The organism is Corallococcus sp. AB018, assembly GCF_003986945.1.
Classification (GTDB): Bacteria; Myxococcota; Myxococcia; order Myxococcales; family Myxococcaceae; genus Corallococcus; species Corallococcus exiguus.
Genome location: NZ_RAWR01000283.1, coordinates 1 through 11,453, shown reverse-complemented (window position 1 = coordinate 11,453; position 11,453 = coordinate 1). Strand labels below are relative to the sequence as shown.

At 68.1% G+C, this 11,453-nt stretch carries 8 protein-coding genes; 3 read left to right on the top strand and 5 right to left on the bottom strand.

Annotated elements, in window-relative coordinates:
* Positions 1-496: 496 nt before the first annotated feature.
* Positions 497-1,243 (top strand): Crp/Fnr family transcriptional regulator MrpC, encoded by a 747-nt coding sequence (mrpC, locus tag D7Y11_RS38410; protein ID WP_014395195.1) that lies wholly within the window; start codon positions 497-499, stop codon positions 1,241-1,243.
* 97 nt (positions 1,244-1,340) lie between these two features.
* Here the strand turns inward: mrpC and D7Y11_RS38405 are convergent, their stop codons facing one another.
* Positions 1,341-2,249, bottom strand: a complete 909-nt coding sequence (locus tag D7Y11_RS38405; protein WP_126936157.1) for a hypothetical protein — start codon at positions 2,247-2,249, stop codon at positions 1,341-1,343.
* 223 nt (positions 2,250-2,472) lie between these two features.
* Here D7Y11_RS38405 and D7Y11_RS38400 point away from each other — a divergent pair, with 223 nt between their 5' ends.
* Positions 2,473-4,311: a DNA mismatch repair protein MutS gene (locus tag D7Y11_RS38400; RefSeq protein ID WP_126936156.1), complete on the top strand. Its 1,839-nt coding sequence runs from the start codon at positions 2,473-2,475 to the stop codon at positions 4,309-4,311.
* A gap of 52 nt (positions 4,312-4,363) precedes the next feature.
* Here D7Y11_RS38400 and D7Y11_RS38395 read toward each other — a convergent pair whose 3' ends face one another.
* A complete protein-coding gene (locus D7Y11_RS38395) occupies positions 4,364-5,536 on the bottom strand; it encodes a thiolase family protein (protein ID WP_120580807.1) in 1,173 nt (390 codons plus the stop codon).
* 81 nt (positions 5,537-5,617) lie between these two features.
* Positions 5,618-8,008: a 3-hydroxyacyl-CoA dehydrogenase/enoyl-CoA hydratase family protein gene (locus D7Y11_RS38390; protein WP_120580808.1), complete on the bottom strand. Its 2,391-nt coding sequence runs from the start codon at positions 8,006-8,008 to the stop codon at positions 5,618-5,620.
* A 128-nt stretch (positions 8,009-8,136) separates the two neighbouring features.
* Between D7Y11_RS38390 and D7Y11_RS38385 the strand changes: the two genes are divergently transcribed.
* Entirely contained in the window at positions 8,137-9,891 is a 1,755-nt protein-coding gene (locus D7Y11_RS38385; RefSeq protein WP_120580809.1) for a M1 family metallopeptidase, read from the top strand.
* A gap of 6 nt (positions 9,892-9,897) precedes the next feature.
* Here the strand turns inward: D7Y11_RS38385 and D7Y11_RS38380 are convergent, their stop codons facing one another.
* Both D7Y11_RS38380 and rpmE read right to left on the bottom strand, forming a co-directional pair.
* The gene (locus tag D7Y11_RS38380) at positions 9,898-10,776 is read right to left on the bottom strand and encodes a site-specific DNA-methyltransferase (protein WP_120580810.1); all 879 of its coding nucleotides are present in this window, start codon (positions 10,774-10,776) and stop codon (positions 9,898-9,900) included.
* Positions 10,777-11,007: 231 nt separating this feature from the next.
* A complete protein-coding gene (gene rpmE / locus D7Y11_RS38375; protein WP_120580811.1) occupies positions 11,008-11,256 on the bottom strand; it encodes a 50S ribosomal protein L31 in 249 nt (82 codons plus the stop codon).
* Positions 11,257-11,453 lie beyond the last annotated feature (197 nt).

Here is an 11,453-nt window from a genome sequence, read left to right as displayed (position 1 = left end):
CCTTATCGTCGGCAGCGTCAGATGTGTATAAGAGACAGCATCCCCACCCTGGAAGAGGCCGAACGGCAGCTCATTGCCCGGGCCATGGCCGTCACCAAGGGCCACAAGGGACGCACGTGTCAGATCCTGGGCATCAGCCGTCCAACGCTTGAACGAAAGCTTCAAAAGTTCGGTCTTGCACAGGGGCAGGGTCCACAGGTGCACCCTTATCCGGTGAAGGATGCTTCCTGACAGTGTCCCAGCCCGGACAAACCGGTGTGCCTGTTTAACGTTTCGTTCAAAGTGATCAGACTGTTTGAACGTTCTGTTTCAGGTTTTGGACACAGTGGGGGGGGCCAAACCGGGGTGTAGCGCTAAGTACCCGGCATTCCTCGAACTGTTCCCCCGGGAATAGTTCAAGTGCTCATGGCACGCCTCTTGGAAAGAGCAAGGTCCGTCCGCAGCAGCAGCAGCGACCAACCTTCCCCATCCCTTTCCGCCTTCCCAGGAGTCTCCCATGCACGGCTTCAACCGCCCCCTCGGCCCTATCGGTTCCAACGTCGTGGCGCCGCTGCAGGCGACGTCGTCCGGCATGATGGTGACCGCGAACAAGCTGGTCCCCGGCCAGGAGGCCATCGACTTCAAGGGGTACTTCAAGGTCGAGTCCTTCCCGCACAACTCGACCATCTACCGCCCCGGCGACACGTCTGACCGCGTGTACCTGCTGAAGTCCGGCCGCGTGCGCCTGATGCGCATTGGCAAGAACAGCACCCGTTCGGTGGTGTCCATCCTGCGCCCGGGCGACCTGTTCGGCGAGCTGTTCCGCCCGGAAGGCACGCCCATCGAGGAGATGGCCGTGGCGGCGGGCGAGGCCGAGGTGTGGAGCATCGAGGGCCGCGACTTCCGCGCCCAGCTGGAGGCCCGTCCGGCCCTGGCGGTGGACGTGGTGCGCGCCTACGCGGACCGCGTGCGCTCGCTGCGCAAGCGCGTCCTGGGCCTGACCTTCAAGGAGGTTCCGGCCCGGCTGGCGGACACCCTGCTCACGCTGGTGGAGGCGCACGGCGAGCGCTGCCCGCACGGCGGTGAGACGGACCTGCGCGGGATTACCCAGCAGGACCTGGCGGACCTGGTGGGCGCCTCGCGCTCCTTCGTGTCCACGCTCATCAACGAGATGAAGCGCGAGGGCGTGCTCGGCAACGTCGGACGCATCCTCTGCGTGCGTGACCAGAAGGCCCTGCGCAAGCTGGCCTCCAAGGAGAAGTAATCCACACGTCCCTTCAAGGGGACCGTGACGTCCAACGGGCCTGACCGCGAGAGCATCCGCGGCCGGGCCCGTGGTGTTTTTGAGCGCACGTCGCTGTTCAGAACGTGAAGCCCAGGCCGAACTCGGGGGTGAAACCGAGAGGCAGCCCCAGCGGGGCCACCTCGGAGTCCAGCGCGAGGTAGCGCACCCCGCCGCGCAGCATGAGGCTGCCCAGGTGCAGCGCGAGCCCTCCGCGCGCGTCCAGTTGCTGGTAGGGCCCGGGCGTCATCTGCAGGCGCCCCTCCACGTCCAGGGGGCCCAGCAGGCACGCCTCCACGGACATGCCCAGGCTGGGGGCCACGTAGACGCGCCCGGGAACATCCAGGGTGGAGACGCCGGCTTCCACGCGCAGGCGGAGCTCCTCCCGGACGAGGGGGGCGTAGGTCGCGTGCATCTCCCCCAGGGTGAGCGTGTCGCGGTACGCCGAGGTGTCCCACGTCCCCGTCAGCCGCGACAGCCGCAGGTCCATGCCGAAGCGCTGGGCCTCCCAGCCGAGGTCGAAGTCCAAGCCGGTGCCGCCCCTGAGGGGTGACACCAGCAGGCCCGCGCGGAAGGAGAACGGCACGGCGTGCCGCAGCGAGTTGCGCTGGGGCGGCGCGTCCGGAGCCACCCTCTCGTGGCCGTGGTGGGTGCCCGTGTTGGCGATGGCCTCCCCCATGCCCCGGAACAGCAGCTCGAAGACGGCGCCCAGGATGAAGGAGGCAGCATCGGAGGACGCGCTCGAGTTGTACTCGTAGCTGTCGTCCGTGGAGGACACCGTGGTCCTCTTGCTCTTGGACGAACGGTTCTTGTTCTCGTCGTCCTGCTTCGAATCGTCCTCCCGGTCCGAACCGATGGCGGTCGCCTCGTGGACGGGCTTCGACGATTCGGTGGAGTCCGAGCGCTTGCCGAAACGAGCCTCGGCGGGAGGCGCGGCGAGCAGGCCCACGAGGAGCCCTCCGCCCAGCACGACCTTGGGTAACGACATGGGGTGAAGCCCCCTCGGCGAGGCACGGCCGGCCCGACCGTCCCTCACGGGCCACATTCAAATCCCGGCGGCCCCTTGGGAGTCAACAGCGAGCCCGCTCGACGATGGAGGCGCCCTGCATCGTGCCCCCGTCCAGAGGCTGTTCTCGACTGGCATCGAAGCGTGACAGCGCGCGTTGAGCGCTTGCCCTCGGACGGGGGGCCGCACAGCATGCGCGACCATCGTGCCCGCCCCGACCGAGTCCCAGAGCCCGCATCGCACGTACACCGACCGCCGCGCCGCCGCCCAGGCGGACCTGACGGAGTTGGACCGCGTCAGCGCGCGGTACGCCAACCTGCGCACCGTGGCCTTCGTGGCGGCGCTGGTCATCGCAGCGCTGACACTGATGGGCCGGCTGCCCAAGCCCTGGTGGTGGGCGGCGGCCGGGGCGCTCGCCGTCTATGGCGTGCTGGCGGTGCTGCACCATCAGGTGTTCCTCAAGGAGCAGCGCGCGCGCCTCTTCGTCCTGCTCAACGAGCGCGGCCTGGCGAGGCTGGAGGGCGGCTGGCATTCCTTCACGGACACGGGTGAGCGGTTCCTCTCCCCCAACCACCTCTACGCCACGGACCTGGATGTCTTTGGCCAGGGCAGCCTCTTCCAGCTCATCAACGAGACGGCGACGCGCGCGGGTGAGGAGCGGCTGGCCGCGTGGCTGTCCTCCCCCGCCACCGCGGAGACGGTGGTGACCCGGCAGGGCGCCGCGCGCGAGCTGGCCCCGAGCGTGGACTTCCGCCAGGACCTCTGCGTGGACGCTCGCGTGGTGGCGAAGGACAAGGCGGACCCGGCCCTCTTCATCCAGTGGGCGGAAGCCGGGCCCTCGCTGGACGCCATCCGCTGGGCACGGCCCCTGGCCATCGTGCTGCCCCTGATAACGCTCACCCTCTTCATCCTGGGCACTGTTGGCGTGATTCCAGACAGCACCGTCTGGGTGGGGCTGCTCGCACAGCTGGGCATCGCCGTGGCCACGCGCCGCACGCTGCGGCAGATGGACGAAGCCGTGGAGCGCGGCGAGCGCGGCTTCGTGCGCTACGCCTCCATCTTCGAGCGCGTGGAGAAGCAGACCTTCGAGCATCCACGCCTCAAGCAGCTCCAGTCCGGCCTGAGGGCGCAGAGCGGCCCGGCGGTGTCCGTGCTGTTCCAGCGCTTCAGCCGGCTGTTCTCGCTCATCGAGTTCAAGCGGCACCAGTTCCACCCCCTGGTCCACTGGGTCACGCTCTGGGACATCCACGCCCTCTTCGCGCTGGAGAACTGGCGCGCCGCCCACGGCCGCGACGTGCGCCAGTGGTTCGAGGGACTCGCGGAGCTGGAGGCCCTCTGCTGCCTGGGAGGACTGGCCCATGACCGCCCTGCCTTCACCTGGCCCGAGTTGCACGCCCAGGGCCCGAGCGTGGAGGCCACCGCGCTGGGACACCCGCTGCTGGACGCGCCCGTGCCCAACGACGTGTCCCTGCCCGGCCCGCGTCACGCGCTGCTGATTACCGGCTCCAACATGAGCGGCAAGACGACGCTGATGCGCGCGCTGGGCGCGAACGTGGTGCTGGCGCTGGCGGGCGCGCCGGTGTCCGCGGCGTCGTTCCGGCTGTCTCCAGTGCAGGTGCTCACCAGCATGCGCGTGAAGGACTCGCTGGAGCGCGGCGTGTCGTACTTCCACGCGGAGGTGCTGCGGCTGAAAATGGTGCTGGACGCGGCGGCGGCCGCGAAGGGCCAGGCGCTCTTCCTGCTGGACGAAATCCTGCTGGGCACCAACACCCGCGAACGGCAGATTGCCTCACGCGAGGTGCTGCGGCTCCTGCTCGCCTCCGGCGCGTGTGGCGCGGTGACGACGCACGACTTGTCCCTGGCGGTGCTGGCGGACGAGCCGGGCTCGCACGTGGTGAACGTCCACTTCCGCGACCACCTGGAGGACGGGAAGATGGTGTTCGACTACCGGCTCCGGCAGGGGGTGGTGGACACCACCAACGCGCTGCGGGTCTTGCGCCTGGCGGGCGTCCCGGTGAACGACCCGGACGCCCCGGCCTCCTGACAGCCACCTCGCGCCCCCTTGAAGCCACCAGGGGGCGCGAAGCGGAAGCGGATTACTTCGCCAGCTCCACCAGCGCCGCGGCACCCATGCCGCCGCCGATGCACATGCTCACCACGCCGTAGCGGCCGTCCCGGCGCTTCAGCTCGCGCAGGATGGTGGCCACCATGCGCGCACCGGACACGCCCAGCGGGTGGCCCAGGGCGATGGCGCCGCCGTTCGGGTTCACCTTGTCCTGGGGGATGCCCAGCTCACGGATGCAGTGCAGCGCCTGCGCCGCGAAGGCCTCGTTGAGCTCGAACACGCTGATGTCTTCCACCTTCAGCTTGTTGCGCTCCAGCAGCTTGCGGATGGCGGGCACCGGGCCCACGCCCATGATTTCGGGCGGCACGCCGGCGACCACGTAGTCCACGAAGTAGCCCAGCGGCTTGACGTTGAGCTCCTTCGCCTTCTCCTCGCTCATCACCACCGCGGCCGCCGCGCCGTCCGTCAGCGGCGACGCGTTGCCCGCCGTCACCACGCCCTTGGCGTTGAAGGCCGGGCGCAGCTTGGCCAGGCCCTCCACCGTCGTCTCCGGGCGCAGGATGGTGTCCACCGAGACGGTCACCTGCTTCTGGGTGCCGTCCTCGTCGAACATCGTGGTGGTGACGGGGAAGATCTCCTCCTTGAACTTCCCCTGCTCGCGGGCGGTGGCCGCGCGGCGCTGGGACTCGGCGGCGAACTTGTCCGCGTCCTCACGGGTGACGTTGTAGCGGGAGGCGATGTTCTCCGCCGTCGCGCCCATGGAGGTGTAGACCTCCGGCAGCTTCTGCATGATCTCCGGGTTGGCGGAGACCTTGTTGCCGCCCATGGGCACCATGGTCATGGACTCGGTGCCACCGGCCACGGCCACCTGGAGCATTCCGGACTTGATGCCCTGCGCCGCCTGCGCCACGGACTGCACGCCGGAGGAACAGAAGCGGTTGATGGTCAGGCCCGGAACGGTGTCCGGCAGGCCGGCGAGCAGGCTCGCGTTGCGGGCCACGTTCATGCCCTGCTCCGCCTCCGGCATGGCACAGCCCATGATGACGTCCTCCACGTCCGCCGGCTTCAAGCCGGGGACCTGGGCGACGGCCTCCTTGATGGCAAGGGCCGCGAGCGTATCCGGCCGCGTGTCCTTGAACTCTCCCTTGTGGGCGCGGGTGAAGGGGGTGCGCACCGCGCTGGCAATCACGACTCGTCCGGACATTTTAGATGTCTCCCTGCCCGGACAGCGTCCGGGCGTGCTTCGGAATTCGCGTCTGGAAAACCATTGGGTAAACGCCTCGCGCTAGTTGCGCAGCGGCTTGCCCTTCTCGAGCATGAACATCATGCGGTCCTGGGTCTTCTCCTCGCCGATGAGGCTCAGGAACGCTTCCATCTCCAGCTCCAGCAGCTTCTCCTCGGTCACCAGCACGGACGGGCTGGTGTCACCACCGGAGAGCACGCGCGCCAGCTTCTGGGCGATCTTCCGGTCGTGGGCGCTGATCTGATTGTTGAGCTGCATGTCGTACAGCATCATGTCGATGGTGGCCGCGCCGTTGGGGCCCGGCAGCCGGAAGCGCGTGGGACGCGGCGGGCGGAAGCCGCCGTTCGCCAGGCCCAGCACGCGCGACTTCGCGTCCGACAGGAGGAAGTCGCGGTTGCCCGTGATGCCGTCCTGCTGGGACAGGAAGCCCGTCTCGCGAGCCTCTTCCGCGCTGGTGGCGACCTTCGCCATACCGATGGCGAGGAACACCTTCTTGAGGAAGGGCAGCGAGTCGAAGTCCTTGTCCGCCGCGTAGCCGCCGAACACGTTGCGCAGCAGCATCATGGTGCCGCCGCCGCCCGGGATGAGGCCCACGCCCACTTCCACGAGGCCCATGTACAGCTCCGCGCTGGCCTGCACCGCGTTGCCACCCATGGTGACCTCCGCGCCGCCGCCCAGCGTGAGGTTGAAGGGCGCCGTCACGACGGGCACGGGGCTGTAGCGCATGCGCTGGTTGGCCGCCTGGAACGCGGACGCCATCTTGCGGATGGAGTCGAAGTCCTCGCTCTTGGCCGCCATCAGCATGGCCATGATGTTCGCGCCGGCGGAGAAGTTGGAGCCGTCGTTGCCAATGACGAGGCCCTTGAAGTTCTTCTCCGTCTCATCCAGCGCGGTGTTCATCATCGCGATGATGTCATCGTCGATGGAGTTCATCTTGGAGTGGAACTCCAAGAGCGTGACGCCGTCGCCCATGTCCCACAGCGACGCGCTGTCGTTGCCGGTGATCTTCTTGTTGCCGCGCTTGAGGTACTCCACGCGGAAGGTGCGCGCGTTCTCAGACACCTGCTTCACGGACTTGGACGGGATGTCCCAGTAGGTGTCGCGGCCGTCCTGCACGCCGTAGAAGGACGTGCGGCCCTTGGCCAGCATCTCCTCCACCCAGGCGGCGGGCTTGAGGCCCAGCGCCTTCATGCGCTCCACGCCCTTCTGGACACCGTAGGCGTCCCAGACCTCGAAGGGCCCCAGGTCCCAGCCGAAGCCCCAGCGCACGCCGCGGTCCACGTTGACCAGGTCGTCGGCGATCTCCGGGATGCGGCGGCTGGAGTACGCCAGCACGTCCAGGGTGACGCGCTCGGCGAACTTGCCGGCCTTGTCGTCCGCGTTCATCACGGACGCCACGCGCTCCTTGACGTTTTCAATGTCCTTCGCGGCGCCCAGCGAGTCGAAGCGCACCTTCGCCTGCGGCCGGTACTCCAGCGTCTTCAGGTCCAGCGCGAGGATGTCCTTGCCACCGGAGGAGCGGTCCTTCTTGTAGAAGCCGCCGCCGCTCTTGTCGCCCAGCATCTTCTTCTCCACCATCTTCTGGAGGAAGTCCGGGGCGGCGAAGACGTTGCGCTCTTCGTCGTGCGTCAGCGTGTCGTAACAGTTCTTCGCCACGTGGGTGAACGTGTCCAGGCCCACGATGTCCGCGGTGCGGAAGACGGCGGACTTGGGACGGCCCATGGCCGGGCCAAAGATCTTGTCCACCTCTTCAATGGACATCTCCGTCTTCTGCATCTCGGAGATGGTCCGCATCATCCCGTACACGCCAATGCGGTTCGCGATGAAGTTGGTGGTGTCCTTGCCGTAGACGATGCCCTTGCCGAGCACCTCTTCGCCGAACTTGTGGAGGGTCTTCACGACCTCCGCGCTCGTCTCCTGGCCGGCCACGAGTTCCAGGAGCTTCATGTAGCGCACGGGGTTGAAGAAGTGCGTGACCAGGAAGTTCTTCTTGAAGTCCGCGCCGCGGCCTTCGGTCATCCCCACGATGGAGAGGCCGGAGGTGTTGGAGGAGATGATGGCGTCCTTGCGGGCGTGCTTCTCCACCTTGGCGAACAGGGCCTGCTTGACGGCCAGGTCCTCCTTCACCACCTCGATGATCCAATCGCACTCGCCCAGGCGCGCGAGGTCGTCTTCCAGGTTGCCCACTTCAATGGCCGCGAGCACCTGCTCGGATACGATGGGGCTGGGCTTCGCCTTGCGCAGGTTCGCGATGGCGCCCTGCGAGAACTTGTTGCGGAACGCCTTGGAAGCGGTGTCCTCGCCCGGAGCAGCCTGGGGCGGAACGATGTCCAGCAACAGGGCGCGCACGCCGGAGTTGGCCAGATGCGCGGCGATGCCGCTGCCCATCACGCCAGCGCCAAGCACCGCCACTTTTCGGATCCGGGTCGTCATCGGAAATCGGCTCCCATAAAAGGAAGTAGGGGACTGCACAAATGTAGGCGATTGACCCGGAAGTCAACCGGCATTGCCGTCGGGTGTGCTCGCCAGGAGGTCGGCTCCCCGACTACAAGTCGGGCCCCATGGCTCGCCTCGACCCGCACTCGTACAACGACAGCACGCAGCCTGAGACCGAAACGCTGGACTGGAAGGCCCGCGTCGATTTCCGGACGCGCCGCCTGCACGCGGAGGCCACGCTGACGCTCAAGGAGGCGTCAGCAGGTCCCCTCGACCTGGACACCCGCGACCTGGACATCCGGGGCGTGGTGGATGCCCAGGGTCGCCCCTTGCCCTACATCCTCTCCCCTCCTGAACCCATCCTCGGCAGCCGGCTTCGGATTGAGCTGCCCGCGGGGCTGAAGCAGCTGACGGTGCGCTACCGCACGTCCCCGGAGGCGAGCGCGCTGCAGTGGCTGACGCCGTCGCAAACGGCGGGTGGGCAGCAGCCGTTCCTGTTCAGCCAGTGCCAGGCCATCCACGCGCGCAGCGTGGTGCCGCTGCAGGACACGCCGCGCATCCGCATCCGCTACCGCGCGTCCCTGCGGGTGCCCAAGCAGCTCAAGTCCGTGATGGCGGCCTCGTTCGTGGCGCGCGAGGAGCACGGCGTGGAGGCGGAGGAGCACTACGAGATGCCGCAGCCGGTGCCCCCGTACCTGCTGGCGTTCGCGGTGGGCAGCCTCACGTCCAAGGAATTGGGGCCGCGCTCGCGGGTGTGGGCGGAGCCGGAGGCGCTGGAGGACGCGGCGGACGAATTCGCGGGCGTGGACGACATGCTCAAGGCCGCGGAGTCGCTCTTCGGACCGTACGACTGGGAGCGCTTCGACCTCTTGCTGATGCCGCCGTCGTTCCCCTACGGCGGCATGGAGAACCCGCGCCTGACGTTCCTCACGCCCACGCTCATCGCGGGGGACAAGAGCCTGGTGAACGTGGTGGCGCACGAGTTGGCGCACTCGTGGACGGGCAACCTGGTGACGAACGCGTCCGCGGAGCACTTCTGGCTGAACGAAGGCTTCACCGTCTTCGCGGAGCGCCGCATCCTGGAGGCGCTGGCGGGGCCGGAGGTCGCGGCGCTGCACGCGGCCCTGGGGCGCCGTTCGCTGGACGAAGCGCTGCACCACTTCCGCGCGCACCCGCAGCTCACCGCGCTGCGCACGCACCTGTCCGGCGTGGATCCGGACGAGGCCTTCTCCCAGATTCCCTACGAGAAGGGTTACCTGCTGCTGCGCGCGCTGGAGGACGCGGTGGGCCGTCCCACCTTCGACGGCTTCCTGCGCCGCTACCTGGCGAAGTACCGCTTCCAGGCGCTCACCACGGAGGAGTTCGTCCGCTTCACGGAGGCCGAGCTGCCGGGGGCCCTGGCGAAGGTGGACGCGGACGCGTACCTGAACCGGCCCGGCGTGCCGCCCAGCGCGCCCCGGCCCACCTCCGCGCGGCTGGAGGCGCTGGAGAAGCTGCGCGGGACGGTGCCTTCGCAAGCGGACACGAAGGACTGGACGCCCACCGAGTGGCAGCTCTTCCTGGAGTCCATGCCGGCGGACACGTCCCAGGACGTCTTCCGGGAGCTGGACGCGAGGTTCTCGCTCACGGGCAGCCGCAACTCGGAGGTGCTGGTGGCGTGGCTGGTGGCGGCGCTGCGCGCGGGCTTCGATGCTCCGCTCGGCCGGGCCGAGGAGTTCCTCGGCGAGGTGGGCCGGATGAAGTACCTGAAGCCGCTCTACAGCGTGCTCGCCTCGTCGCGCGACCACCGCAAGGTGGCGCGCGCGGCGTTCGAGAAGAACGGGGCGAGGTACCACCCCATCGCCCGGCAGGGCGTGGAGCTCATCCTCACCCGCGCTTGAGGCGGGTTACTTGAGGGTCGCGTCCAGGCGCTTCTTGGACAGGGCCAGGTACTCCGGGTTCATGTCGATGCCCACGTAGCGGTGGCCGTGCTTCAGGGCGGCCACGCCGGTGGTGCCGCTGCCGTTGAAGGGGTCCAGGATGAGCGAGTTCTCCGGGCAGCTCGCCTCCAGGATGCGCTCCAGCAGGGCCACCGGCTTCTGCGTGGGGTGGCTGCCGAAGGCCTTCTCCTCGCCGCGAGGGGCCGTCTGCGTCCACATGCGGCCGGCGCCGTCGGCGGTGAGCTCCTCGTCACCGTTGCGCGGCAGGTTCCACACGTCGCGCATCTGCTTGCCGCCGTTCTCCGCCTTCATGCGCTGGTAGTTGAAGACGTGCTTCAGCTTGCCGCCGGACGCCGGCGAGGCCCAGATGAGCAGCTCCGTGGAGTGCGTGAAGTAGCGGCACGCCAGGTTGGGGCTCGCGTTGGGCTTGTACCAGGTGACGGTGTTGAGCAGCTTGTAGCCCAGCTTCTGCATGGCGAAGCCGGCGTTGAAGATGACGTGCTGGGTGCCGCTCACCCACAGCGTGCCGCTGGGGCGCAGCAGGCGCTGGCAGGCGGCGAGCCACTTGGTGGTGAAGGCGTGGTCCTCCTCCACTCCGCGGGACACGTCCCACTGGCCCTTCGCCACGGAGACGCGCTTGCCACCCTTGCAGGTGGTGCCGCCGTTGGAGAGGAAGTACGGCGGGTCCGCGAAGATGAGGTCGAAGGACTGCTCGGGCAGCTGGGCCATCAGCTCCAGGCTGTCGCCCTGCAGCAGCGTGTAGGCCTCCCCGCGCTTCGCGAAGACGCTGTCGTTCTGGGAGCGTCGGACAATCTTCAGGGCAGGGGCAGCAGCTTCCGCGAACATCACGCCTCCGTCTTTGGGACAGACGTCTCTGGGACGCGGCGGACTGTGCGGTCACTTGCGTGCTACGTCGAATTTCTGGCCTGTAATTGGCTGTAGCACCGAAAGCGCGCGTGAAAATTTGACGAGCGCCTGGAGCTGAAACACCGCGAGCAGGGCGGGGAGCGCCTCTGTCGTTCGAGGCCCTCCACGACCCTGCTCGTGGGGTGCTACGGATGCTGTAGAGCCGAAGGACTACGCCTTCTCGGGCTCGGCGGCCTTGGCGCCCTTCTTGGCGGCCGGCGCGTTGTTCGCGTACTTCTTCTTGAAGCGGTCGATGCGGCCGGCCGTGTCCAGCAGCTTGTACTTGCCGGTGAAGAACGGGTGGCAGTTCGAGCAGACTTCCACGCTGAACGAGCCGCGGGTGGACTTGGTCTCGACGATGTTGCCGCACGCGCAGGTGATGCGGGAGGGCGGGTAGACCGGGTGCAAGTCGGGCTTCATGGCTTCTCTCCAGTGCGCCTTGCCCCCACCCAGGATGGGAGGGAGGTCCAGCGTTGTAGTGGGTCGGGGCTTATAGCTACCGCCCCGACCTTTCTCAAGGATGCGCGTCCGGACCGGGGGTTTCTCCTCGGGGACGCCTCCCTCGGGCCTGGCTGGTGGCCGGCTGGCGACCAGTCAGGGGGACGGGGGCTAGGTGG